The 25,754-nt window shown below is 65.9% G+C and carries 22 protein-coding genes and 1 pseudogene; 18 read left to right on the forward strand and 5 right to left on the reverse strand.

Features of this window, described 5'->3' with window-relative positions; all coding sequences use genetic code 11:
• The first annotated feature begins 87 nt into the window (after nt 1-87).
• Nucleotides 88-864, forward strand: a complete 777-nt coding sequence (locus ASD67_RS10845; protein WP_056346731.1) for an NUDIX domain-containing protein — start codon at nt 88-90, stop codon at nt 862-864.
• Nucleotides 865-1,043: 179 nt separating this feature from the next.
• Nucleotides 1,044-1,292 carry a hypothetical protein gene (locus ASD67_RS10850; RefSeq protein WP_156377663.1) on the forward strand — a complete coding sequence of 83 codons (249 nt, stop codon included), beginning with the start codon at nt 1,044-1,046 and terminating at the stop codon, nt 1,290-1,292.
• A 100-nt stretch (nt 1,293-1,392) separates the two neighbouring features.
• Here ASD67_RS10850 and ASD67_RS10855 read toward each other — a convergent pair whose 3' ends face one another.
• A complete protein-coding gene (locus ASD67_RS10855) occupies nt 1,393-2,256 on the reverse strand; it encodes a carbon-nitrogen hydrolase family protein (protein ID WP_235535632.1) in 864 nt (287 codons plus the stop codon).
• Nucleotides 2,257-2,385: 129 nt separating this feature from the next.
• Between ASD67_RS10855 and ASD67_RS10860 the strand changes: the two genes are divergently transcribed.
• Nucleotides 2,386-5,265, forward strand: coding sequence for a M16 family metallopeptidase (locus ASD67_RS10860; protein WP_235535633.1), 2,880 nt, complete (start codon nt 2,386-2,388; stop codon nt 5,263-5,265).
• A 7-nt stretch (nt 5,266-5,272) separates the two neighbouring features.
• Here the strand turns inward: ASD67_RS10860 and ASD67_RS10865 are convergent, their stop codons facing one another.
• Nucleotides 5,273-7,063 (reverse strand): cation:proton antiporter domain-containing protein, encoded by a 1,791-nt coding sequence (locus tag ASD67_RS10865; protein ID WP_056346736.1) that lies wholly within the window; start codon nt 7,061-7,063, stop codon nt 5,273-5,275.
• Between the two features lie 87 nt (nt 7,064-7,150).
• Nucleotides 7,151-8,365: an NADP-dependent isocitrate dehydrogenase gene (locus tag ASD67_RS10870; protein ID WP_056346738.1), complete on the reverse strand. Its 1,215-nt coding sequence runs from the start codon at nt 8,363-8,365 to the stop codon at nt 7,151-7,153.
• Nucleotides 8,366-8,522: 157 nt separating this feature from the next.
• Between ASD67_RS10870 and ASD67_RS10875 the strand changes: the two genes are divergently transcribed.
• Nucleotides 8,523-9,257 carry a phosphatidylserine decarboxylase gene (locus ASD67_RS10875; protein WP_056346739.1) on the forward strand — a complete coding sequence of 245 codons (735 nt, stop codon included), beginning with the start codon at nt 8,523-8,525 and terminating at the stop codon, nt 9,255-9,257.
• A 1-nt stretch (nt 9,258) separates the two neighbouring features.
• A complete protein-coding gene (locus tag ASD67_RS10880) occupies nt 9,259-10,032 on the forward strand; it encodes a CDP-alcohol phosphatidyltransferase family protein (protein WP_056346740.1) in 774 nt (257 codons plus the stop codon).
• Here ASD67_RS10880 and ASD67_RS10885 read toward each other — a convergent pair.
• Nucleotides 10,016-10,276 carry a hypothetical protein gene (locus ASD67_RS10885; RefSeq protein ID WP_056346741.1) on the reverse strand — a complete coding sequence of 87 codons (261 nt, stop codon included), beginning with the start codon at nt 10,274-10,276 and terminating at the stop codon, nt 10,016-10,018. The genes ASD67_RS10880 and ASD67_RS10885 overlap by 17 nt on opposite strands.
• A gap of 320 nt (nt 10,277-10,596) precedes the next feature.
• Here ASD67_RS10885 and rpsB point away from each other — a divergent pair, with 320 nt between their 5' ends.
• The 12 genes from rpsB (at nt 10,597) to rpmE (ending at nt 22,085) form a co-directional block, all read left to right on the forward strand.
• A complete protein-coding gene (gene rpsB / locus ASD67_RS10890) occupies nt 10,597-11,466 on the forward strand; it encodes a 30S ribosomal protein S2 (protein WP_056346744.1) in 870 nt (289 codons plus the stop codon).
• Between the two features lie 142 nt (nt 11,467-11,608).
• The gene (gene tsf / locus ASD67_RS10895; protein WP_056346745.1) at nt 11,609-12,535 is read left to right on the forward strand and encodes a translation elongation factor Ts; all 927 of its coding nucleotides are present in this window, start codon (nt 11,609-11,611) and stop codon (nt 12,533-12,535) included.
• A 114-nt stretch (nt 12,536-12,649) separates the two neighbouring features.
• On the forward strand, nt 12,650-13,381 hold the full coding sequence (pyrH, locus tag ASD67_RS10900) for a UMP kinase (protein ID WP_056346747.1): 732 nt from the start codon (nt 12,650-12,652) through the stop codon (nt 13,379-13,381).
• A gap of 14 nt (nt 13,382-13,395) precedes the next feature.
• Nucleotides 13,396-13,950: a ribosome recycling factor gene (gene frr / locus ASD67_RS10905; protein ID WP_056346750.1), complete on the forward strand. Its 555-nt coding sequence runs from the start codon at nt 13,396-13,398 to the stop codon at nt 13,948-13,950.
• 117 nt (nt 13,951-14,067) lie between these two features.
• Complete coding sequence (gene uppS / locus ASD67_RS10910; protein WP_082544961.1) at nt 14,068-14,754, forward strand: polyprenyl diphosphate synthase; 687 nt, start codon at nt 14,068-14,070, stop codon at nt 14,752-14,754.
• A 3-nt stretch (nt 14,755-14,757) separates the two neighbouring features.
• Nucleotides 14,758-15,432 carry a phosphatidate cytidylyltransferase gene (locus ASD67_RS10915; protein WP_056346752.1) on the forward strand — a complete coding sequence of 225 codons (675 nt, stop codon included), beginning with the start codon at nt 14,758-14,760 and terminating at the stop codon, nt 15,430-15,432.
• A 1-nt stretch (nt 15,433) separates the two neighbouring features.
• Nucleotides 15,434-16,597, forward strand: coding sequence for a 1-deoxy-D-xylulose-5-phosphate reductoisomerase (locus ASD67_RS10920; RefSeq protein ID WP_056346754.1), 1,164 nt, complete (start codon nt 15,434-15,436; stop codon nt 16,595-16,597).
• Nucleotides 16,590-17,723, forward strand: a complete 1,134-nt coding sequence (rseP, locus tag ASD67_RS10925; protein ID WP_056346757.1) for an RIP metalloprotease RseP — start codon at nt 16,590-16,592, stop codon at nt 17,721-17,723. Before ASD67_RS10920 ends, rseP begins: the two co-directional genes overlap by 8 nt.
• A gap of 71 nt (nt 17,724-17,794) precedes the next feature.
• On the forward strand, nt 17,795-20,476 hold the full coding sequence (gene bamA / locus ASD67_RS10930; RefSeq protein ID WP_056346759.1) for an outer membrane protein assembly factor BamA: 2,682 nt from the start codon (nt 17,795-17,797) through the stop codon (nt 20,474-20,476).
• On the forward strand, nt 20,476-21,162 hold the full coding sequence (locus ASD67_RS10935) for an OmpH family outer membrane protein (RefSeq protein ID WP_056346761.1): 687 nt from the start codon (nt 20,476-20,478) through the stop codon (nt 21,160-21,162). Before bamA ends, ASD67_RS10935 begins: the two co-directional genes overlap by 1 nt.
• 4 nt (nt 21,163-21,166) lie before the next feature.
• Nucleotides 21,167-21,646: a 3-hydroxyacyl-ACP dehydratase FabZ gene (fabZ, locus tag ASD67_RS10940; protein WP_056346762.1), complete on the forward strand. Its 480-nt coding sequence runs from the start codon at nt 21,167-21,169 to the stop codon at nt 21,644-21,646.
• A gap of 211 nt (nt 21,647-21,857) precedes the next feature.
• Nucleotides 21,858-22,085, forward strand: a complete 228-nt coding sequence (gene rpmE, locus ASD67_RS10945) for a 50S ribosomal protein L31 (protein ID WP_056346764.1) — start codon at nt 21,858-21,860, stop codon at nt 22,083-22,085.
• A gap of 94 nt (nt 22,086-22,179) precedes the next feature.
• Here rpmE and ASD67_RS10950 read toward each other — a convergent pair.
• A pseudogene (locus ASD67_RS10950) lies at nt 22,180-23,649 on the reverse strand (glycerol kinase); the annotation flags it as partial.
• Nucleotides 23,650-24,160: 511 nt separating this feature from the next.
• Between ASD67_RS10950 and ASD67_RS10955 the strand changes: the two are divergent.
• Nucleotides 24,161-25,540: a DEAD/DEAH box helicase gene (locus tag ASD67_RS10955; RefSeq protein ID WP_056346766.1), complete on the forward strand. Its 1,380-nt coding sequence runs from the start codon at nt 24,161-24,163 to the stop codon at nt 25,538-25,540.
• The last annotated feature ends 214 nt before the right edge of the window (nt 25,541-25,754 follow it).

Here is a 25,754-nt window from a genome sequence, read left to right on the forward strand (position 1 = left end):
CGCCGGGCGATTGCCATCTTGCACGCAGCCCCCGGCGTGGGCAATGCCGGATGACAACAAGGATCGAGAGGATTATCGCCGGTGATAATGAGCGATGCAAACAAACTGCCCGACGGCGCGATTCCCGCCGCCACCCTCGTCATCATGCGGCCGTCCGATGACGGTGGCCCCGACGAGATATTGATGGTCAAGCGTGCCGCAAATATGGCCTTCGCGGCGGGTGCGGTGGTGTTTCCCGGCGGCCGGATCGACCCCGACGACTATCTTGTCGCCAGCCGCCACGGCTATGGCGACAGCGACGCCGATGGTGCCGGTCGCGTTGCGGCCTTGCGCGAAACGCTCGAGGAAACGGGACTCGCGGTGGGCTGGCCCGCGCTGGCCGACGCGGATGTTCCCGCGGTACGGCAGGCGCTGCTCGCCGAACGGCTGCTTTCCGAAATCCTCGACGAACGCGGCGACCGACTCGCGCTCGATGCGCTGGTGCCCTTCGCGCGCTGGTGCCCCAATTTCAAGGAAGCGCGTACCTTCGACACCCGCTTCTTTGCGGTCGAGGCGCCCGCGCACGGTCATGAACTGACCGTCGAGGAGGCCGAACACAGCCATATTTTCTGGGCCGGCGCGCGCGAAACGCTGGCGATGGCCGATCGCGGTGAGGTGTCGATCATCTTCCCGACTCGCCGTAATCTCGAAAAGCTGGCGCAGGCCGATGATTTCGCCGCATTTTCGGCTCATGCTGCCGCGCATCCGGTCGAATTGGTGACGCCATGGATCGAGGAACGCGAAGGGGAGTCGCACCTCTGCATCCCCGGACATCTGGGCTATCCCGTGACCAGCGAACCCTTCGAACGGGTGCGTCGCGGGTAGGCTGGGCCTTTTGGACAACTTTTTCTCTATTTAGCAGATTCATAAGAAATGCTGCAGTACGGCAAAACGCCTTGCAATATCTGGCAGCGATGCATAGAAGGGCGGGGCGGAAACGAGTTCGGGATGTGATTCTCAGGCTCGATTCGAGAAGATCAAAATTCCAGTGGATGGAGAAAACGATGAACTTCCTCAAGAAAGCAGCGATCTCCCTCGCCGCGACTTCGATGATTGCAGCACCGGTGGCGGCTTCGGCTGCACCCGCCATTTCGTCGGTGTCGTTTGACGACGTCAGCGCCGTTTCGGCCGTCGACGGCCAGAGCGAACTTGAAGGCAGCAGCTGGATCATCGCCCTCCTCGCACTGCTCGCCATCATCGGCGGCGTTGTGATTGCAGCCGGCAACAACAGCGATACCCCGACCAGCCCGTAATTCGGCCTAGTCGTTCAAGCTTCAAGGGGCTCCGAGTTTCGCTCGGGGCCTTTTGTGCGTCTGAAGAACCGGCAGGCGAAACGCGCCGGATTAGGCGGGGTCAGAGCGCGGGGCGGCGATTGGCACGCGAACGCGCGAGCGGGATCGACTGGCGGGCGCTGTCGGTCGTCGCGGGATCGATCGGCGCGACGACGAGCTGGAAGTCTGCGGCGGGCCGCCCGGTCGCCATGCTTTCGCCGAGCAATTCACCCCACGGCCCGACCGCCAGGCTATGGCCATAGGTCGATCGCCCGTCCGCATGCGTGCCGGCCTGCGCCGCCGCGACGACATGGCACCCGGTCTCGATCGCGCGCGCGCGGAGCAGGACGTGCCAATGCGCCGCGCCGGTCGAGGCGGTGAAGGCGGCGGGGATCGCGATCACGCTCGCGCCGCGCTCGACCAGTGCGCGATACAGTTCGGGGAAGCGCAGGTCGTAGCAGATGCTCAGGCCCAGCATGCCCACCGGCGTCTCGACGACGACCAGCGATTCGCCGCCGGCATAGCTCGACGATTCGCTCCAGCTTTCGCCCGAGGGCAGTGCGACGTCGAACATGTGGATCTTGTCATAGGCGGCGGCGATCGTACCGTCGGCGGCGATGACATGGCTGCGATTGACGCGGCGACCGCCGTCGTCGCTCAGGAACGGCATCGATCCGGTATGAATCCACAGCCCGTGGCGGCGGGCCATCGCCTGGAGCGCGGGCAGCCAGGGACTGTCGGCCTCGCGCGCTACATGTCCCGCCGACCGAGCGCGGTCGCGGTCGAGCAGCACCGACATTTCGGGGAAAAAGGCCATGACCGCGCCCGCCGTCGCAGCGGCCGCCAGCGCGCGGTCCATCGTCGCCAGATTGGCGTCGGGATCGATACCGCTCGTCATTTCGACGAGCGCGATTAGCGGCGAGGCGGCCTCCATGGTCATCGCCATGGGCTAAGCCGATGCGACGAAGAGGGCAAGCATCGCGACAGTTCAGTGGCGAGCAAGGTTCGGACGCGATAAGGTGGGGCAATGTCCGATCTTTCAGCGCCGGCCCCCGCCCGCTTCGCCCGTTCCCTGATGTCCGCCTGCGCCGCGCTGGCATTGCTTGGCGCGCCGCCCGTCGCTTTGGCCCAAGGCAGCGCGCCGGCCGCGCAGGTCCAGCCCGACAGCTGGCTGTACGAAGGCAGCGACATCCCGCGCGACACCGCGTGGCAGTTCGGCACATTGCCCAACGGCGTGCGCTATGCGGTGCGCAACAATGGTGTGCCCCCGGGGCAGGTGTCGATCCGCGTCCGCATGGACGTCGGCTCGATGTTCGAAACCGAGCAGGAGCGCGGCTTTGCGCATCTTCTCGAACATCTGACCTTCCGCGGTTCCGAACATATTCCCGACGGCGAGGCCAAGCGCATCTGGCAGCGGTTCGGGGTGAGCTTCGGCAGCGATTCCAATGCCCAGACGACGCCGACGCAGACCGCCTATCAACTCGACCTGCCCAGCGCGACTCCGGCGACGCTCGACGAAAGCATGAAACTGCTCGCCGGCATGGTCCGCGAACCGCTGATTTCCGACACTGCGGTCGCCGCCGAGCGCGGTGTCGTGCAGTCCGAACTGCGCGAATCGGACGGGCCGCAAAAGCGGATCGCCGATGCGACCAACGCGCATCTGTTCGCCGGCCAACTGCTCGGCGACCGCTCGCCGATCGGCACCTATGAATCGCTTGCTGCGGCACGCGCGAGCACCGTCAAGGCCTTCCACGATCGCTGGTACCGCCCCGACCGCGCGGTGGTGGTGATGGTCGGTGACGGCGACCCCGCCGAATTCGCACGGCTGATCGCCAAATATTATGGCGACTGGAAAGCCGGCGGGCCGATGCCGAAACAGCCCGATTTCGGCAAACCCGACCCTAAAGCGCCCGCGGCACTGCAGATCGTCGAGGCGAACCAGCCCCCGGCGCTGACCCTCGCGATGGTCCGGCCATGGATCAAGCGGATCGACACGGTCGAGAACACCCGGCGGCTGTACCTCGAGTTCCTCGCCATCGCGCTGGTCAACCGGCGGCTCGAAAACCGCGCGCGCGCGGGCGGCAGTTACCTCGTCGCGACCGCCGAACAACAATATGTCAGCCGCAGCGCCGATGTGACGCTGGCGCAGATCGTGCCGCTCGGCGACTGGAAGGCGGCGCTCGCCGATGTCCGCGGCGTCATCGCCGATGCGACCCAGAACCCGCCGTCGCAGGCCGACATCGACCGCGAAGCGAACGAGATTCAGGCGTTCCTCGTCAAGGAATTGCAGAACGCGCGCAACGAACCCGGCGCTCGGCTCGCCGACGACATGGTGCGTGCCGTCGACATCGGCGAGACGGTGACCAGCCCGCAGGGACAGGTCGACATGTTCGCCGCGATCCGCGCCTCGGCAACTCCGAAGGTGATGCTCGACATCAGCAAGGCGATCTTCTCGGGTCCCGCGACGCGTGTCGTCCTGACCACCCCGACCGCCATCCCCGGCGGCCAGCCCGCGCTGCTCGCCGCATTGAAGGCGCCCGCGGCGATCCGCGACGACCGGCTGACCGCCGCCGACGTCAATTTCAAGCAATTGCCTCCGCTCGGTACGCCGACTCCGATCGTCAAGACCGAGCGGCTGCTTGGGCTGCGCGCCGAACGGATCGAACTCGGCAATGGCGTCACGGCGCTGATCTCGGACAACAAGGTTGAACCCGGCAAGGTGCGCGTCAACGTCCGGTTCGGCACCGGCAACCGCAGCGTCGCGGCGAACGAGCCGAACCTGCTGTGGACCGGCGACTATGCGCTGATCGCCAGCGGTATCGGTCCGTGGGGACAGAATGAGATCGACGCGCTGACCAACGGCCGCCAGATCCAGCTCAATTTCGCGATCGACGACGATGCGTTCGAACTGTCGGCGGAAACCAAGCCCGACGACCTCGACGACCAGCTGCGGCTGATCGCCGGAAAGCTCGCGACCCCGCGCTGGGACGCGGCGCCGGTCGAACGGCTGCGCATCGGTTTCCTGACCGGATACGACCTTAACGACGCGACCCCCAACGCGGTGCTCGACCGCAATCTGCGTGGCTGGCTCGCCGCCGACGACAAGCGCTGGTCGCCGCCCGACAAGGCGGCAATCGAGGCGCTGACGCCCGCCGCTTTCCGCGCCTTCTGGGAACCGCGGCTCGCGAGCGGGCCGATCGAGGTCCAGATTTTCGGCGACCTGTCGGCGATCGACTACCGCAAGATCCTGTCCGAAACGCTCGGTGCGCTCGCGCCGCGCAAGCCGATCCTGCCTCCCGGCGGTCAGCAGGTCGCCTTCGCCAAGCATCTCGCGGAGCCCGCGCTCGCCTATCATCGCGGCGACAAGGGGCAGGCGGCGGCGATGACGGCCTGGCCGACCAGCGGCGGCCTGGGCGCACCGCGCGATACGCGCACGCTCGAGGTGCTCGCGGCGATCTTCAACGATCGCCTGTTCGACCGGCTGCGCGCCGAACAGGGGGCAAGCTATGGTCCGGTCGTCGACAGCCATTGGCCGACCGGTTTCGACAGCGGCGGCTATCTGCTCGTCGGCAGCCTGCTGGCGCCGAAGGATATCGACCGTTTCTATGCGATCGCCAGGGATATCGCCGCCGACCTTGCCGCCAATCCGGTGACCGCGGACGAACTGGCGCGCAACGCCGGCCCGATCCGCGAGCAGGTGGCGCGCGCGTCGACCGGCAACGTCTTCTGGATGTACCTGCTGGAGGGCGCGACGACCGACCCGCGCGTCGCTGCGGCGGCGCTGTCGATGGAAGAGGATATCGGTGCGGTCACCGCCGCCGACGTCCAGCGGCTCGCACGGCTCTATCTGGCGCCCGACAAGCAATGGTCGCTGGCGATCCTGCCGACGGGAATGACGCTGGCCGAGGCGTCGGCGCTCAATGCCCCGGCCGCCGCGGCCGCGGGCGGGCGCTAAGCCGGCCTTAAGCGGTGTCGTCGGCGCGGGCGGCGGGGCGCGGGCGCAGCTTACGGATCCGCGGTTCCTGGTCGAGGTCGCCCTTGGTCATGATGTCGCGCCGCATCTTGGCGCGCACGTCGTGGATCGAGGCGATCACCGGCCCCATCGCGACGCCGAGGTCGATCAGCACTGCTTCGGCGAGTTGCAGCGAGCTTTCGAGCGTTTCGGGCACGGCGTCATTGGCGCCCGCCTTGTAGAGCGCCGCCGCATGATTGGCGTCGCGCGCGCGGCTGATCACCGGCAGGTCGGGATATTTCTGTTTCAGCTGGCGCGTCATGCGCAGTTGCTGCACCGGATCGTCCATGGTCAGCACGATGGCGTTGGCGGTCTCGATCCCCAGCTTGTCGAGGCTTCCGGGGCGTGCGACGTCGGCGAAGCGGACGATGAAGCCATCGCGCCGCGCCGCCGCGACGGTATCGATATCGGCGTCGACCGCGACATAGGGCCGGTCATGTTCGCGCAGCAATTCGGCGACGGTGCGGCCGACGCGGCCGAAGCCGACGACGACCGTGCGGCCTTCGGGCGTGTCTTCGGCCTGGGCGTCGCCGCTGCGCATCTCGATCCGCCGCGCCATGTCGTGGCCGATACGCGCCAGCAGCGGCGTGATCGTCAGCCCGATCGCGGTGACGATCTGCCAGAATTCGGCGGTGTCGCGGCTGATGAGCTGGGCCTGCAAGGCGGTGGCGAGTACGATCAGCGTGGTTTCGGAGGGGCTGGCCATCAACAGGCCGACCTCGGCCGCAGTGCCGCGCCGCGCGGCGCCCGAAAAGCGTAGCAGCGCAGCGGTGACGACCGCCTTGACCACCACGACGCCCACCACCGCGGCGACCAGTTCGGGCCATTGCGCGGCGATCGTCTTGAGGTTGAGCCCCATGCCGACGCTGATCAGGAAGACCCCGAGCGCCAGCCCCTTGAAGGGCGCGGTGATCGCTTCGACCTCTTCATGATATTCGGTTTCGGCGATCATCAGGCCCGCGAGCAGCGCGCCGACGATCGGTGACAGGCCGACCGCCGCGGTTGCCAGCGCCGCGACGATGACGACGAGCAGGCTGGCGGCCAGGAAAAGTTCGGGGTCCTTGGCGCGCGCCGCCTGCGCAAAGATCCGCGGCAGGAGGAACCAGCCACCGATCGCCAGCGCCGCGATGACGGCGGCGCCCTGCCACAGGGTCGTGAGCAGCAGTTCGGCGCTGTCCCCCGATGCGGTCGGGGAGAGCGCTGCGAGGATGAAGATGATCGGCACCAGCGCCAGATCTTCGAACAACAGCATCGAAAAGGAGGCGCGGCCGACCGCCGATTTGGTGCCCGCGATCGGCAGCACCAGCGCGGTGGAGGAGAGGGCGAGGGCGATGCCGAGGCCGTAAGCGGCGGCGGTCGAATGATTGCCGATGAACAGCAGCGCGGTGCCGAGGATCGCGCCCGCGACGAACAATTCGGCGGCGCCGATGCCGAACACCAGCTTGCGAAGCTGCCACAGTCGCCGGAACGACAGTTCGAGCCCGATCGAAAAGAGCAGCAGGATGATGCCGAGTTCGCCGAACAGTGCGATATCCTCGGTCGAGGCGATGGTGACATGTTCGAGCCAGGGATAGTCGGTGGCGAGCGCGCCGAGGCCCGACGGACCCACCAGCAGCCCGACGAGGATGAAGCCGATCACCGGCGAGATCCGGAACCGCGCGAAGGCGGGAATGACGACGCCTGCGGCGCCGAGGACCACCAGCGCGTTGCCGATGGCCGATGTTTCGGTCTCCGATACCATAGGGGCCGACCTTATGCAGGCCGGCCCCCCTTGGCTAGTCGCCTATGTCAATCAAATCGCCAAACTTTGCCGGCGATTGCCCGAGCCTCAGGCGGCCATCGCCTTTTCTAGATTTTCGACGACGGCTTCGAAGAAGCCTTCGGTGGTCAGCCAGTTCTGGTCGGGACCGATCAGCAGCGCCAGATCCTTGGTCATCTTGCCGCTCTCGACCGTGTCGACGCAGACGCGTTCCAGCGTCTCGGCGAACTGGACCACTTCGGGGGTGTTGTCGAGCTTGCCGCGATGCTTGAGCCCGCCGGTCCAGGCGAAGATCGACGCGATCGGGTTGGTCGAGGTCGCCTTGCCCTGCTGGTGCATGCGGTAATGGCGGGTGACGGTGCCGTGCGCCGCTTCGGATTCGACGGTCTGGCCGTCGGGGGTCATCAGCACGCTGGTCATCAGCCCGAGCGATCCGAAGCCCTGCGCGACGGTGTCCGACTGGACGTCGCCGTCGTAATTCTTGCACGCCCACACGAACTTGCCCGACCATTTGAGTGCCGAGGCGACCATGTCGTCGATCAGGCGATGTTCGTAGACGATGCCGGCGGCGTCGAACTGGGTCTTGAACTCGGCGTTGAACACCTCTTCGAACAGGTCCTTGAAGCGGCCGTCATAGGCTTTGAGGATCGTGTTCTTGGTCGAGAGGTACACCGGCCAGCCCCGCGCGAGGCCATAGTTGAGGCTGGCGCGTGCAAAGTCGCGGATCGAATCGTCGAGGTTGTACATCCCCATAGCGACGCCCGCCGACGGGAACTGGAACACTTCCTCGTCGATCAGCGTGCCATCCTCGCCTTCGAACACCAGGCGCAGCTTGCCGGGGCCGGGGACGCGGAAGTCGGTTGCCTTATACTGGTCGCCGAACGCATGGCGGCCGACGACGATCGGGTCGGTCCAGCCGGGAACCAGGCGCGGGACATTCTTCATCACGATCGGTTCGCGGAAGACGACGCCGCCCAGGATGTTGCGGATCGTGCCGTTCGGCGACTTCCACATCTTCTTCAGCTTGAATTCCTCGACGCGCGCTTCGTCGGGGGTGATCGTCGCGCATTTGATGCCGACGCCATATTTGGCGATCGCATTGGCGGCATCGACGGTGATCTTGTCGTTGGTCTCGTCGCGCATTTCGACGCTGAGGTCGTAATAATGCAGGTCGATGTCGAGATAGGGAAGGATCAGGCGCTCGCGGATCCATTGCCAGATGATCCGGGTCATTTCGTCGCCGTCGAGTTCGACGACCGGGTTCACTACCTTGATCTTGCCCATATGCGTGCCTTTTCCTGCGGGGAGTCGAGTTGCAGGGGCCTTAAGCAAAGCCGCGCGATTGTTCAACTGCCCCGTGGCCGGTGAATTGCGCTCGGACGGCACCGTCAGCCGACCTTATGCATTGTCTATGCGAGACCTGCCCCCTAGAAAGACCGCCATGTCCTCATCCATATCCTCCAACCGCCCCGGTGGCGGTATCAAATGGCATTGGCCGTCGATCCATCCCGAGGGACGGAAATTCGTCCTGATCGCCGCCATCGTCACCCTGTGTTTCTGGCTGCTCGGCTGGGAAATCGCCGGCTGGCTGATGCTCGGTATCACCGCCTGGGTCGCGGCTTTCTTTCGCGACCCGGTGCGCGTCACCCCGACCGGCAGCGATGTGGTGATCGCGCCCGCCGACGGGCTGGTCACCCAGATCGCCGAAGTCGCGCCGCCGCCCGAGATCGCGGGCGCCGACGGCATCGGCGACGCGCCGATGCTGCGCGTCTCGATCTTCATGAGTGTCTTCGACGTCCACATCAATCGCACCCCGATCGCGGGGACGCTGCGCAAGATCGTCTATATCCCTGGAAAGTTCCTCAACGCCGACCTCGACAAGGCGAGCGAGGAGAATGAACGCCAGCATTTCGTCGTCGAGCGCGGCGACGGGGTACGCATCGGCTTTACCCAGATCGCCGGGCTGGTGGCGCGGCGCATCCTGCCGTTCGTCAGCATGGGGCAGGATGTCTCGACCGGCCAGCGGATCGGGCTGATCCGGTTCGGCAGCCGCGTCGACGTCTATCTGCCCGCGGGTACGACGCCGCAGGTCCTGCTCGGCCAGCGCACGTTGGCGGGCGAAACCGTCGTTGCGCGGATCGGCACCGCGGACCTCCTCGACGGCATCGGCCAATAATATGGCGGCGGGCGAGGAGATTCCCGCGGACGCTGCCGGCCGTCGCATCGGCGGCATCAGCCTGCGCGCCTTTCCGCCCAACGCGATCACCGTGCTGGCGCTCTGTTTCGGGCTGACCGGGGTGCGGTTCGCGATCGGCGGGCAATTCGAATATGCGATCGGCGCGGTGATCTTTGCCGGGGTGCTCGATGGCATGGACGGGCGTATCGCCCGGTTGCTCCGCGCGCAGAGCAAGTTCGGGGCCGAGCTCGATTCGCTGTCCGACGTGATCGCCTTCGGCGTCGCGCCGGCGATGATCCTCTTCCTGTGGTCGCTCACCGATGCGCCGAAATTCGGCTGGACCGCGGCGCTCGCGCTCGCGGTGTGCTGTGCACTGCGCCTCGCACGTTTCAACTCGCGCATGGATGCCGATTTCCAGCCGCACAAATCGGCGGGTTTCATGACCGGTATCCCGGCGCCGGCCGGGGCCGGGCTGTCCTTTGTGCCGGTCTATCTGTGGCTGGCGACGGGTGACGAGCTGTTCCGCCAATGGTATCTGGTCATGCCCTGGGCGCTCGGGGTTGCGATGCTGATGATCTCGGCAATCCCGACCTACGGCTGGTCGTCCTTTCGCCTGCGCCGCTCGTGGCGGCTGTTCGCGCTGGCGGGCGTGGGCCTGTTCGGCGCGGCGCTGGTCACCGCGCCCTGGCTGACATTGCTCGGGGTGTGCGCGGTCTATCTGGCGCTGCTGCCGTTCGGTATCGCCAGCTACGCCCGCGTCAGGCGGCGCGGCTGAGAACCGGGCGGGCCGTCAGCACGGCACGAACCGGGCGCGGCGCGTCGCGGCGTTCGGCGCGGCGGCGCAGCGGCACCGCATCATTTGCGGGGCCGGTGACCGGACCCGTCGCGATCGGAAAGGCGCCTTCGCCGAGCAGCGCGGAGAGAATGGCCGATTCGTTGTTCTTCAGCATCGCGAGGATCACAGTGATGCCGAGCCCGGCGGCAATGGCGAAGAGGAGAGCTGCGGCGACCTGAACCATCATCTTGTCCTTCCGGTTTCTTTGTGCGAAACCATGATCGGAACGACGGCCTCGCTGCGCATTTCGTTCCATGTTCTCGTTTTGTTCTCAAGGCATTTGCGACGAATGGAGTCATTTTGTCGCCGGGACGAGTCCGTCCGCGGGGCGGGCGCGATGGCTCGATGCGACGAAAAGCGTGCGCCGACCCTTGCTTTCGGCGCGCAAGCCCGCTAACGGGCCGCCCATTCCACATGGAAAGCGCACATAAACCGGTGCCGGGATCCGTCGCTTGCGACACCCGGTTCTTGCTTTCCAGAGGACCAACCGGAAGGAGAAAGACCATGGCGGCCCCTGTCGTCACGATGCAGAATCTTATCGAAGCTGGCGCCCACTTCGGCCACCAGACCCACCGTTGGAACCCGCGCATGAAGCCGTATATCTTCGGCGCGCGCAACGGCATCCACATTCTCGACCTGTCGCAGACCGTGCCGCTCTTCGCGCGCGCTCTCGAATTCGTCGCCTCGTCGGCGGCTTCGGGTGGCAAGGTGTTGTTCGTCGGTACCAAGCGCCAGGCGCAGGGCCCGATCGCCGATGCGGCCCGCGCCTCGGGTCAGCATTTCGTCAACCACCGCTGGCTGGGCGGCATGCTCACCAACTGGAAGACGATCTCGAACTCGATCAAGCGCCTCAAGACGCTCGAAGAGCAGCTCTCGGGCGACACCTCGGGCCTCACCAAGAAGGAAGTGCTTAACCGCACCCGCGAACGCGACAAGCTGGAAATGTCGCTCGGCGGCATCCGCGACATGGGCGGCATTCCCGACGTGATGTTCGTGATCGACGCGAACAAGGAAGAGCTGGCGATCAAGGAAGCCAATGTCCTTGGCATCCCCGTCGTCGCGATCCTCGATTCGAACGTCTCGCCCGACGGCATCGCCTTCCCGGTTCCGGCGAACGATGACGCCGCACGCGCCATCCGCCTGTACTGCGATGCGATCGCCCAGGCCGCGACCCGTGGCGGGCAGCAGGCCCGCGCCGATCGCGGCGAAGACCTTGGCGCTGCGGTGAACCCGGTCGCCGAACCCGTGCTCGTCGAAGAAACGGCTCCGGTCGCTGACGAAGCCCCGGCCGCCGATGCTGCCGCTCCGGTGACCGAAGACGAACAGGTCTCGCCCGAAGCAGCGGCCGAAACCGAACGCCAGAGCGACGCCTAAGCGCTTGCTCGGATGACGGGACGGCGCGCGAACTCTCGGGTTCGCACGCCGTCCCGGTCATCGTTTTGACTTATCGCCCCGTCATGCGCGCGGGCGTCATGCAGGCCGGATCGACGGCTTGCCCCACAGGAAAGGATCACCCATGGCTGAGATCACGGCCTCCCTCGTCAAGGAACTGCGCGACCGTACCGGCGCCGGCATGATGGATTGCAAGAAAGCGCTGGCCGAAAATGGCGGCGACATCGAAGCATCGATCGACTGGCTGCGCACCAAGGGCCTTGCCGCCGCCGCCAAGAAGGCCGGCCGCGTGGCCGCCGAAGGCCTGGTCGGCGTTGCCACCGATGGCACCCGCGGCGCGATGGTCGAAGTCAACAGCGAGACCGACTTCGTCGCCAAGAACGAGCAGTTCCAGGGCTTCGTCCGCGACGTGACCCAGGTCGCGCTTGCCGGTAACCTGACCGACGTCGATGCGCTCGGTGCCGCGGCCTATCCGGCCGGCGGCACCGTCACCGAGGCGCTGACCCAGAATATCGCGACGATCGGTGAAAACCAGTCGCTGCGCCGTTCGGCGATCATGTCGGTGAACTCGGGCGTCGTCACCGCCTATGTCCACAACGCCGCCGCGCCCGGCATGGGCAAGATCGGCGTGCTGGTCGCGCTTGAATCGACCGCCGGTGCCGACGTTCTCGAACCGCTCGGCAAGCAGCTGGCGATGCACGTCGCCGCCGCCAATCCGCTGGCGCTGAACGGCGACGATCTCGACGCCGAACTCGTCGCCCGCGAACGCGCGATCGCCGAGGAAAAGGCTGCCCAGTCGGGCAAGCCCGCTGACATCGTCGCCAAGATGGTCGACGGCGGCATCGCCAAGTTCCGCAAGGAAAATGCGCTGCTGTCGCAGCTGTTCGTGATGGACGGCAAGACCCCGGTCGCCGAAGTCGTCGCCGCCGCCGGCAAGGACGTCGGCGCGACGATCACGCTCAAGGGCTTCACGCGCTTCCAGCTCGGCGAAGGCATCGAGAAGGAAGAAAGCGATTTCGCGGCAGAAGTCGCGGCGGTCGCCGGCGTCTAAAAGAAACGTGGGGTTGCTGCGCCGCGGCGTGGCAGTCCGCTTGGCAATGGCGCGCACTCTGACTAGGGTGCGCGCCATTCGCATATTGATAACTGACAAGAGGTTCACCCAGACATGGCATTGCCCGGCCTGAAACGCATTTTGCTCAAACTGTCGGGCGAGGCGCTGATGGGACCGACCCCCTTCGGCATCGACCCCGAAACGGTCGCGGGCATGGCCGCTGAGGTCAAGGCGGCGAAGGAGCGCGGGCTCGAAATCTGCCTCGTCATCGGCGGCGGCAACATCTTTCGCGGCATGGCGGGCGCTGCCAAGGGCATGGATCGCGCCCAGGCCGACTATATGGGCATGCTTGCCACCGTGATGAATGCGCTCGCGATGCAGAATGCGCTCGAGCAACTCGGCGTCGAAACGCGGGTCCAGTCGGCGATTGAAATGGACAAGGTTTGCGAGCCGGTGATCCGCCGCCGCGCCGAACGCCATATGGAAAAAGGCCGCGTCGTGATCTTCGCCGCCGGCGTCGGCGCCCCTTATTTTACCACCGACAGCGGCGCCGCGCTGCGCGCCGCGGAGATGAAGTGCGACGCGCTGCTCAAGGGCACCAGCGTCGACGGCGTCTACAACGCCGATCCCAAGAAGGATCCGAACGCGGTGCGGTACGACACGCTCGGTTACGACCGGGTGCTCGCCGACAATCTGAAGGTGATGGATGCCAGCGCGGTGGCGCTGTGCCGTGACAATCATATCCCGATCGTGGTGTTCAACATCCGCGAGCCGGGCAATCTGGCGCGGGTGCTGGCGGGCGAGGGTGTCTCGACCGTCGTCAGCGACGCGGCCGGCCACGCATAAGAGAGGAAATTACGATGGCGAAATATGACAAGGCCGATCTCGAGCGCCGCATGCACGGCGCGGTCGAATCGCTGAAGAGCGACCTTGCGGGCCTGCGCACCGGCCGTGCGCACACCGCGCTGCTCGATCCGGTGACGGTCGAGGTCTATGGCAGCCACATGCCGCTCAACCAGGTCGCCTCGGTCAGCGCGCCCGAAGCCCGCATGCTGTCGGTACAGGTGTGGGACAAGTCGAACGTCGGCCCGGTCGACAAGGCGATCCGCTCGGCGGGTCTCGGCCTCAATCCGATCGTCGACGGCCAGGTGCTGCGGCTGCCGATCCCCGAGATGACGCAGGAACGCCGCAAGGAATTGTCGAAACTCGCCGGCCAATATGCCGAAAAGGCGCGCGTCGCGGTGCGCAACGTCCGCCGCGACGGCATGGACAATCTGAAGGCCGACGAGAATAAGAAGGAAATCAGCGAGGACGAGCGCAAGCGCCACGAAGCCGAGGTGCAGAAGCTGACCGACGCGACGATCGCCGAACTCGACGCCGCCGCGAGTGCCAAGGAAAAGGAAATCCTGGGCTAGTGCTTTCGAGGCCGCGCCCCTCTGCCGTTTGTGTCGAGCGAAGTCGAGACACGCTGCGCTTGCGCCAGACTTCACGTGTCTCGACTTCGCTCGACACAAACGGGTTCTGAGGTTTTTGTGACGATTCAGAACCACGGCGCGCGCCATGTCGCCATCATCATGGACGGTAATGGTCGCTGGGCGAAGAAGCGGCTGCTGCCGCGCGTCGCGGGACACCGTGCGGGGGTCGAGGCGGTGCGCACGATCGTGCGCGCGGCGGGCGACATGGGGCTGGAGGCGCTGACCCTCTACGCCTTCTCGTCGGAAAACTGGAAGCGCCCCGAGGACGAGGTGTCCGACCTGATGGGGCTGATGAAGCGCTTCATCATCAGCGACCTCGACGAATTCGCCGCCAACGATGTGAAGCTCAAGGTCATCGGCGACTGGCGGGCGCTGGCGCCCGACGTCGTCGCGCTGATCGAAAATGCGCTCGACCGCACCGCGGGCAACAAGCGCACGACGCTTGCGGTCGCGCTCAACTATGGCGCGCAGGACGAACTGGTGCGTGCCGCGGCCGCCGCAGCCGCCGACGGTGCGATCACCGCGGAAGCGATCGAGGCGCATCTCGATACCGCCGACATGCCGCCGCTCGACCTGCTCATCCGCACCTCGGGCGAGGTGCGGCTGTCGAACTTCCTGCTCTGGCAGGCGGCCTATGCCGAACTCTATTTCACCGATCGGCTGTGGCCGGATTTCAAGCCCGCCGACCTTCAGGCGGCGCTCGATCATTTTGCGCGGCGCGAACGCCGTTACGGGGGACTATAGGGCATGGCGGCAGGGAAATCGGACCTGATGGTACGCGCGGGATCGGCGGTCATCCTGGTCGCCATCGCGGGCGCGGCGCTGTGGTTCGGCGGGATCGCCTTTGCGCTGCTGCTGCTCGTCGGGGCGGCGCTGCTGCTGGTCGAATGGTTCGCACTGGTGCGCGCGATGACGCTGGGCACTGGTGCCAAGACCGGCTTGATGGTCCTCGGCCCCGTGCTGACGATCGGGGCGGTCGGCGGGCTATGGTTTATCCGCGACACGCTCGGCATGACCGCCGCGCTGTGGGTTTTCGCGATGGTCTGGGCGACCGACATCGGCGCCTATTTCGCCGGGCGCGCCTTTGGCGGCGCGCGGCTCGCGCCCAAAATCAGCCCGTCGAAGACCTGGTCCGGCCTGTTCGGCGGCATGATCGCGGCGCTCGTCGCGGGTGCGACTCTCGGCGACCGGGCGGGCATCATCGGGGTGCCGCTGTGGATCGGCCTCGTCATGGGCCTGATCGCGCAACTCGGCGACCTCGGCCAGAGCTGGATGAAGCGCCGCGCCGGGGTCAAGGATTCGGGTAAGCTGATTCCCGGCCATGGCGGCGTCTTCGACCGTGTCGACGGGCTGTTGCCGGTCGCGCTGATCCTCGGCGCGCTGGCCTTTGCCGGCGATATCATCGTGCGAACGGCGCACTGATATGACACGCCGCCTCTCGCTGTTCGGCGCGACGGGATCGGTCGGGCAATCGACCCTCGATCTGGTGCGCCGCGACGGCGAGACGTGGACCGTCGGCGTGCTGACCGCGAACAGCGATGTCGCCGAACTGGCGAAGCTCGCGAGGGAGTTTCGCCCCGAACTGGCGGTGATCGCCGACGAGGCACGCTACGCGGACCTGCGCGATGCCCTTGCCGGCACGGGGGTCGAAGTCGCCGCCGGGGCCGACGCGCTGATCGCGGCGGCGACCGCGCCCACCGACCTCGTGATGGCGGCGATCGTCGGCTGCGCGGGGCTTGCCCCGACGATGGCGGCGCTCGAGGCCGGCACCCCGGTCGCTCTCGCCAACAAGGAAGCGCTTGTATCGGCGGGCGAGTTGATGACCGCCGCCGCGCGCGCGTCGGGGGCGCCGATCCTGCCGGTCGACAGCGAGCATAATGCGATCTTCCAGTGCCTTGCCGGCGGCCGCATCGACCAGGTGCGCCGCATCATCCTGACCGCCAGCGGCGGGCCGTTCCGCACGATGAGCGCCGCCGACATGGCGCGTGTCACCCCGGCGCAGGCGGTCGCGCATCCCAATTGGTCGATGGGCGCCAAGATCAGCGTCGATTCGGCGACGATGATGAACAAGGGCCTCGAACTGATCGAGGCCCATCACCTGTTCCCGGTCGGGCTCGACCGCATCGAAATCCTCGTTCATCCGCAGTCGGTGATCCACAGCCTCGTCGAATATATCGACTGCTCGACGCTGGCGCAGCTCGGCTCGCCCGACATGCGGATCCCGATCAGCAGCGCGCTCGCCTGGCCCGACCGCATGGCGACGCCCTGCGCGCCGCTCGACCTCGCGACCATTGCGCGGCTTGATTTCGAGGCGCCCGACGAGGCGCGTTTCCCCGCGACTGCGCTGTGCCGCGCCGCGATCGCCGAGGGCGGCGCGCGCCCGGCGCAGCTCAACGCCGCGAACGAGGTGGCGGTCGCTGCTTTCCTCGCCGGTCGGATCTCCTTCCCCGCGATCGTCGACACGGTGCGGCGCGTGCTCGATGCCTCCGCGCCCGCCGCTCCGACGTCGCTTCAGGACATATTCAGCGTCGACGCCGCATCCCGCGCCGCCGCGCAGCATTTTGTGGATCAGTTCGAACATGTCTAACGTGCCATATTGGCTTTATATCGTTGCATTTCTCGCGGTGCTCGGCCCGCTCGTCTTCGTCCACGAATATGGCCATTATATCGTCGGTCGCTGGTGCGGGGTGAAGTCCGATACCTTCTCGATCGGGTTCGGGCGCAAAATCCTCGGCTGGACCGACAAGCGTGGGACCGAATGGAAGATCGGCTGGCTGCCGCTCGGCGGCTATGTCCAGTTCGCGGGGGATCGCGATGCGGTCAGCCAGCCCGACGCCGACTGGCAGAGGCTGTCCGACGCCGAACGCGCGCACACCTTTCCCGCCCAGCCGGTGTGGAAACGCGCGCTGATCGTCCTCGCCGGGCCGGTCACCAATTTCCTGTTCGCGATCCTGATCCTCGCCGGCTTCGCGGCGTTCGTCGGCACGCCCACGACGCCGCCGATCGCCGGCGGCATCGTCGCGGGGTCGCCCGCCGAAGCCGCGGGTATGCGCACGGGCGACCGCATCCTGTCGATCGACGGGCGCCCGATCGAGGTTTTCATGGATATCACGATGGCGGTCGCGCACCGGCCGGGCGAGGCGGTGGATGTCCGGCTCGACCGCGCGGGGACCGAACGCACGCTGCGTCTGACGCCGCGGCTGTACAAGGCGAAGGACTCGTTCGGCAACGATGTGAAGATGGCGATCATTGGCATCGAGCAGCGGGGCGAGCGCGTTTTTCAGACCGTCCCGCTGAGCGAAGCGCCGGTCGTGGCGGTGCGGCAGACCGGCCAGATCATCAGCCAGACGGGCGACGTCCTCATCCAGTTCCTCACCGGCAACCGCTCGATCAAGGATATGAGCGGTCCGCTCGGCATCGCGAAGGTGTCGGGCGAGGCGGCGACGCTCGGTCCGGACTCGTTCATCTTCCTGATCGCGCTGGTGTCCATCAATCTGGGGTTCATCAACCTGTTGCCATTGCCCATGCTCGATGGCGGACATCTGCTTTTCTATGCGTATGAAGCGATCCGGCGGCGCCCGGCACCGGCGGCGGCACAGGAATGGGCGTTCCGATTCGGCTTCGCGGCCATCGTCACGCTCATGCTGGTCGTGACTTTCAATGATTTGGCCTCATTCGGCCTGTGGGACGGGATCGCGCGCTTGATTGGATAGGCGGACTGGTGCAGGAGTGCGCGCCGACCCGTGGGCAAGCGGGTTCGTCGCTTTTGAGTTATTTTTGCGGGATGAACAGCGTGGCTTCACACAAATTTTCGGCGCGGACGCAGCTGACGACGCTCCTCCTTGCCGGCACGATGCTGGCGGGGCCAGCGTTCGCGCAACCGGTGCCGCCGCCGACCGTCCCGGCGTCCACCGTTCCCGCCCCTTCGGCCGAGGCGGTTCCGGCCGCCACGACGGTCCGTTCGATCACCGTCACCGGCAACCAGCGGCTCGAGGCGCAGACGATCCTGTCGTACCTGCGTCTGCGTGTCGGCCAGACCTATGACCGCGCGATGCTCGACCAGGCGCTGAAAGACCTGGCCTCGACCGAATTGTTCAAGGATTTCCAGATCAGCGACGACAATGGCGCGCTGACGATCCAGGTCGCCGAGAACCCGGTGATCAACCGCGTGATCCTCGAGGGCAACAAGCGGCTGAAGGAAGACAAGATCCGGCCCGAGATCAAGCTCTCGCCGCGCCAGATTTTCACCCGGTCCAAGGTCCGCGCCGACGTCGCGCGGATTATCGAACTCTACAAGCGCCAGGGCCGCTTCGCTGCGACCGTCGAGCCCAAGATGGTGTCGCTCGACCAGAATCGCGTCGATGTGGTGTTCGAAATCAACGAAGGGCCGAAATCGAAGGTCCGCCAGATCAACATCATCGGCAACGAGAAATTCAGCGACGGCGATCTCAAGAGCGAGATGGCGACTAAGGAATCGGGCCTGCTGACCATTTTGTCGTCCAATACCAGCTATGATCCCGATCGCCTGGCTTATGATCAGCAGAAGCTGCGCCTGTTCTATCTTTCGAACGGTTACGCCGATTTCCGCGTCATTTCGGCGGTCGCGGAACTGACCAGCAACAAGCAGGACTTCATCATCACCTATGTGGTGGAAGAGGGCGAGCGCTATAAATTCGGGCCGGTGAACGTCGAAAGCGAATTGCGCGATTTCCGTCCGGAAACGCTGAAGACGTTGCTGCCGATGAAGGAAGGCGACTGGTACGACGCCAAGCTGGTCGAGGACACGGTCGAAAGCCTGAGCGAGACCGCGGGCCTGTTCGGCTACGCCTTTGCCGACATCAATCCCGACTTCCGCCGCGATCCCGAAACGCGGACGATGGCGATCAGCTTCAACGTCGCCGAAAGCCCGCGTACTTACGTGGAACGCATCGACGTCAACGGCAACACGCTGACCCAGGACAAGGTGGTTCGCCGCGAATTCCGCCTGAACGAGGGCGATGCCTTCAACAGCTTCGGCGTCAAGCGCACCGAAAACCGCATCAACAGCCTGGGATATTTCCAGGAAAATCTGGAGATCGAGCGCAAGGAGGGCAGCGCCCCCGACCGCATCATCCTGGAAACCAATGTCGAGGAAAAGCCGACCGGCGAATTGTCGCTGTCGGCGGGTTTCTCGTCGATCGAGAATTTCCTGCTCCAGGCCTCGATCCGCCAGCGCAACTTCCGCGGTCTCGGCCAGCAGTTGCAGGCGTCGGTCAATTATTCGAGCTATTCGAAGTCGATCGAACTGGGCTTCACCGAACCCTATCTGTTCGACCGCAACATCTCGATCGGCGGCAGCGTCTATCGCCGCGACCTGAACTCGTTCAACTTCATCAACAACGACCGCCGCACGACCTTCCAGCAGGTCACGACCGGCGCGCAGGTCACCGTCGGGGTGCCGCTGACCGAATATCTGTCGGCGTTCGGGCGCTACAGCCTCAACTTCGACGATGTGACGCTCGACAAGACCCTCTATTATTTCGGCGACGAGTGCGATCCGCTGGTTGCCGGCCGGTATCTGTGCGACGCGATCGGCAAGCGCACGACCTCGCTGCTCGGCTTCACGCTGGCCTATGACGACCGCGACAACCGCATTCGCCCGACGCGCGGCCAGTCGCTGTCGATCAGCCAGGATTTCGCGGGTCTCGGCGGCAGCGTCAAATATGTCCGCACCCGCGCCAACGCGTCGAAGCATTTCAACCTCGGCAGCCGCTTCATCCTCAATGTCTCGGCCGAAGGCGGGTATATCTATCCGTTCGGCAGCGCGCCGACCGCGACCAGCGACAAGGTCCGCCTGACCGACCGCTTCTTCCTCGGCGAACCGCAGATGCGCGGTTTCGACATCCGCGGTGTCGGCCCCCGCGTCATTCGCTATTCGGTCGACAATACCGATCCGGCCAACCCCAAGGTGGTCACCGACACCACCAACCGTGGCCAGATCGACGATGCGCTGGGTGGCCGCGCTTATTATCAGGGCCGGCTCGAGGTCGATATTCCGCTCGGCACGGGCGCCAAGGAACTGGGGCTGCGGCCGTCGGTCTTCCTCGACGTCGGTTCGGTGTTCGGCGTGAAGCGTCCGACCTTGACGACGCTGGCGACGTTCGTCGATCCGGCTGACGGCCTGGCCAAGAACCTCTGTCGCAACGGCACGACCGGTGCGCCGCCGACCTTCGGGTCGAACATCGATCCGTCGACCGGCGCGGTCGGTACCGCCTATGTCTTCTGCCCGACCGGCACGACCTCGAACCTTGCGCCGTTCGAGGAGCGCTTCTTCGGCGACAGCTGGATGCCGCGCGTCTCGATCGGTGCGGGCGTCAACTGGAACTCTCCTTTCGGTCCCTTCCGGATCGACTTCGCTTACGCCCTTCGCAAAGAAGAGGGTGATGACACCAAACGCTTCTCATTCAACGTAGGAACCCAATTCTAATGAAGAAAATCCTTGTCGCATCGGCACTGGCGATCGCCACGCTGTCGGTTTCGCCCATGATCGCCGCGCCGGCATTCGCACAGGCCAAGGGCGTCGCCGTCGCCGACGTCCGCGTCGCCGCCGCGCGTTCGAGCGCCTTCACCACCGCCAGCGGGCAGATCGAAACGACCTACAAGGCCGTGATCGACAATCAGAACACGCGCGCCCAGACGCTGCAGGCCGAAGTCAACGTCCTCGTCGCCAAATATAGCGAAGAGTCGAAAAAGCCGACGCCGAACCAGGCCGCGCTGCAGGCCGCCGCCAAGGCGGTGCAGGACAAGCGCCAGGCCGCGCAGACCGAGCTCAGCCAGATCGGCGCCCCGGTCGACCTCGCCATCGCCTATGTCGAGGACCAGATCAGCGTTCGCATGAACGAGGCGATCAAGGCCGCGATGACCGCCAAGAAGGTCGACCTGCTGCTCAACCCCGACGCCGTGATCGCGCGCGAAAACAATGTCGACATCACCGAAGCGGTGGTGACCGAACTCAACCGCATCCTGCCCACCGTCTCGACCGCGGTGCCGGCCGGCTACCAGCCGGGCCAGCTTGTCCAGCAGCGCAATCAGCAGCTGATGGACGCCGCCCGCGCCGCCCAGCCGGGCGCCGCCGCGCCGGCCCCGGCCGGCACCGCGCCGACCACCCGCTAAGATCGTGGCGGACGGGGAAAAGACGGACGGCGCAAAGGGACCGGCGGATATCCGCCGGATCCTGGCGCTGCTGCCACATCGTTATCCGATGCTGCTCGTCGACCGGGTGGTTTCGATGGTGCCCGACACCTCGATCCACGCGGTCAAGGCGGTGACGATGAACGAGCCCTTTTTCCAGGGGCATTTCCCCGGCCGGCCGATCATGCCCGGCGTCCTCATCGTCGAGGCGCTGGCGCAGGCCGGCGGCGTGCTGGCGATCGAATCGCTCAGCCTCGCCGGGACCGGCAAGCTCGTCTATTTCATGGGGATCGACGGCGTGAAGTTCAGGAAACCGGTCGAACCCGGCTGCCTGCTCGACCTTCACGTCACGATCCTCCAGGCGAAGCGCAACATCTGCAAGTTCGAGGGACGCGCGATGCTCGGCGACAGCCTTGCGACCGAGTGCCAGTTCACCGCGATGATCGCCGATCCGCCGAGCGACTAGCTAGCCAACCTCTATTCCGTTCGTGCTGAGCTTGTCGAAGCACCGTTCTTCGTCCCTTCGACGCGGAAGAAAAGAACAGCCCTTCGACAAGCTCAGGGCGAACGGGAGAGGTGTTGCATTTCACGCCATAGGCCACTAAAGGCCGCCACTTCGCGTCCCCGGACGCACAGACTCAGCCGCTGGTCGGTAACCAGCGGCACAGGAGCCCGACATGAAAAAAGACATTCATCCCGCGTACCACATGATCACGGTCAAGATGACCGATGGCACCGAATATCAGACGCGCTCGACCTGGGGCAAAGAGGGCGACGTGATGACGCTCGAAATCGACCCCACCGCGCACCCGGCGTGGACCGGCGGCACCGGCCGTATGCTCGACGCTGCGGGCCAGGTCGCCAAGTTCAACAAGCGGTTCGGCGGTCTTACCCTCAAGCGCTGATCGATACGATCCTCCCTGTGCCGAAGGCATGGGGAGGGGGACCGCCCGCGTAGCGGGTGGTGGAGGGGCCGCGTTGAAGCCCCTCCGTCAGCGNGCCCAGAACCTTTGCAAGCGCGCTTTGCCACCCGGCAAGGCGCGTTTTGCGTTTGTCGGCGGCGAGTGCCGGGGTGAAGCGCGTCGCGGTGCCGCGCATCGCTTTGGCGGCGCTCGCCAGGTCGGGATAGAGCCCCGCACCGGTCGCCGCGAGCATCGCCGCGCCCAGCGCGGTGCTCTCGACGAAATCGGGGCGCTCGACGGTCAGGTCGAGCATGTCGGCCAGGTCCTGCGCCATCCAGTCGTTCGCCGCCATGCCGCCGTCGATACGCAGGTCGGCCCAGTCGACCCCGTCGGCGGCGAAGGCCGATTTCAAATCATGCGCCTGATAGGCCTGCGCCTCCAGCGCGGCGCGCGCGACATGCGCCTTGGTGCTTGCAAAGTTCAGCCCGGATATCGCGGCGAGCGCGTCGGGGCGCCAGTGCGGGGCACCAAGCCCGGTGAGGGCGGGGACCAGATAGACCCCGCCGTTGTCGGTCACCGAGCGCGCCAGCCCCTCGCTCTCCCCCGCATTGGCGAGCAGGCCGAGTCCGTCGCGCAGCCATTTGATCAGGCTGCCGGCGACGAACACCGACCCTTCAAGCGCATAGCTGCGTCTATCGCCTTCCTGCACCAGCACCGTTGCGAGCAGGCGGTTGTTCGATTGCGGGCGCGTCGTACCACTCGCCGACAGGATGAAGGCGCCGGTGCCGAAAGTCGCCTTGGTCTGCCCCGGCGACAGGCATGCCTGGCCGATCGTCGCCGCCTGTTGGTCGCCCGCCATGCCGCAGATCGGGATCGCGCCGCCGAACAGCGTGGGGTCGGTGGTGCCGACGCTGGCCGTGCATCCGGTGATCTCGGGGAGCAGGTCCATCGGCACACCGAGCAGGTCGCACAAGTCCGCGTCCCAGCCGCCGCTGCCGTTGATATCCATCAACAGCGTGCGCGACGCGTTGCTCGCATCGCTGACATGCACCCCGCCGGTCAGCCGAAAGACCAGATAGGATTCGATCGTCCCGACCGCGAGCCGGTCGCCGGCGTCCTGCAATTGCGGCCAGTTTTTGAGCGCCCAGCCGATCTTGCTGCCCGAAAAATAGGGATCGAGAAGCAATCCGGTTTTGGCCTGTACCGCCGCTTCATGCCCCGCGTCCTTCAACGCCGCGCAGTCGGCGGCGGTGCGCCGGTCCTGCCACACGATCGCGGGCGCGAGCGGTTCGCCGGTCGTGCGGTCCCAGAACACCACCGTCTCGCGCTGGTTGGTGATGCCGATCGCGGCGATGCGGTCGGCGCCGCCCGCTTTCTTGATCATCGCCCGCGTACAGGCGAGCGTCGCCTCCCAGATTTCGGCGGCGTCATGTTCGACGAGGCCGGGACCCGGATAATGCTGGCGGAACTCGCGCTGCGCGCTGCCCAGCGGGGTGCCATCGGCGGCGAACAACATCGTGCGGGTCGATGTCGTGCCTTCGTCGATGACGATGATCTTTTCAGCCAACCGGTTTCCCCCAAAGCTTTGACGATGAACCTGCCAAAGGGGGCGGTTTAGAACAAGGGCAGGAATAGGGTTCACGCGGAGGCGCGAAGAAGAATATTCGCGCAGAGGCGCAGAGATCGCAGAGGAAGAAGAGCAAAAGGCGGCAAAGCCGCCAATTTTCCCTCTTCGTCTCTCCGCCCCTCCGCGTCTCCGCGCGAACAAAATCTCTGCGTTCTCTGCGCCTCTGCGCGAATCTCTTTTCTCGCCGACGCCGAACACTGCACAACGGAAACGCAATTATCTTGCAAAACCGCGCAACCCATGCCATATGTTGTGCAGCGCAGCATGGCGGGATATCCCGCCGCAACCACCGGCAGCGTGATTTTCCCGCCCATTTCAGGCGCGGGACGAGCCGGACCAGCGCTTTGTCCCCAGAGGCACCCTTTCACGCGGGTCGTTTCGAACCCGCGGCCGTGCGCCGTCCGTTCGATGCGAACGGATGCGCCTGCGCGTCGCCCTATGTGAGTATTTTATGACGACTTTCAACGACTTTGGCCTGCACGCCGACATCAACCGTGCGCTCGCCGCCAAGGATTATACCGTTCCCACCCCGATCCAGGTCCAGGCGATCCCGCCGCTGATGAAGGGCCGCGATCTGTGCGGCATCGCGCAGACCGGCACCGGCAAGACCGCGGGTTTCTCGCTGCCCTCGATCCATCACCTGCTGACCTATCCGCACCGCCCGACCCCGCGCGGCTGCCGGATGCTCGTGCTCGCGCCGACGCGCGAACTCGCGGCGCAGATCGCGCAGAGCTGCCGCGACTATGGCCGCTTTACCAAGCTGACCGTCTCGACCGTGTTCGGCGGTGTGCCGATCAACAAGCAGATCCGCGACCTGTCGGGCGGCGTCGACATCCTCGTCGCCACCCCGGGCCGCCTGCTCGACCTGATCGACCAGCGCGCGCTGCGCCTCGACGATGTCGAAATCTTCGTGCTCGACGAAGCCGACCAGATGATGGACATGGGCTTCATCCACTCGCTGCGCCGCGTCGCCAAGCTGCTGCCCTCGCGCCGCCAGAACCTCTTCTTCTCGGCAACGATGCCCAAGGAAATCGCGCACCTCGCCGAACAGTTCCTTGAGGATCCGGTGACCGTGTCGGTGACGCCGGCGGCGACCACGGTCGAAAAGATCAGCCAATATGCGACCTTCGTCGAACAGAAGGAAAAGCAGGCGCTGCTGCATGCGGTCGTCGCCAGCGAGGATATCGACCGCGCGTTGATCTTCACCCGTACCAAGCATGGCGCCGACCGCGTCGTGCGTCATCTGGCGGGCGCGGGCATCAAGGCGATGGCGATCCATGGCAACAAGAGCCAGTCGCAGCGCACCCACGCGCTGCAAGCTTTCCGCTCGGGCGACATCAAGCTGCTCGTCGCGACCGACATTGCCGCGCGCGGCATCGACGTGTCGGGCGTCAGCCATGTGATCAACTTCGAGATCCCGAACGTGCCCGAGCAATATGTCCACCGCATCGGCCGCACCGCGCGCGCCGGCGCCGAGGGCAAGGCGATCAGCTTCATCGCCCCCGACGAGCGTCCGTATATGCGCGACATCGAGCGCGTCACGCGGAGCAAGTCCGAGCCGATGCCGCTGCCCGAGAATTTCAACGAGTTGGTCCGCAACCTGCCCAAGCCCGTTGCGGGTCCTCGTGACACCGGCAGCCAGGGCCGTGATCCGGGTCGCCAGCGCCAGGATGCGATGCGCGGTCGCGGCGGCGCCAAGCCCGGCGGCGATCGTGGTCCGCGCCGCGACGGTGCGGCGGGCGAGGGCGCCGAAGGCCAGCGCAAGCGTCGCTTCCGCCCGCGCAACAAGAGCGTCGGCGCGCACAAGGGCGCGGTAACCCGCGTCAACTGATCGGGATCGGCTGCCGATCGATGCGCCTTTTCTGGCGCATTGACGGCAGCCCCCGGCGCGTTAGGGTCGTCGTGGGTCAGGGTGGGGGACCGCGATGATCGACGACGACGACTATGAAGCACCGCCGCCGCGGCGGCACATGATGCGGCGCAAGCGGGTGCTGATTCCGCTCGGGCTGCTGCTCGCGATCGTCATCGCCTTCCTCGCGCTGCGC

The organism is Sphingopyxis sp. Root1497, from assembly GCF_001427085.1.
GTDB lineage: Bacteria > Pseudomonadota > Alphaproteobacteria > Sphingomonadales > Sphingomonadaceae > Sphingopyxis.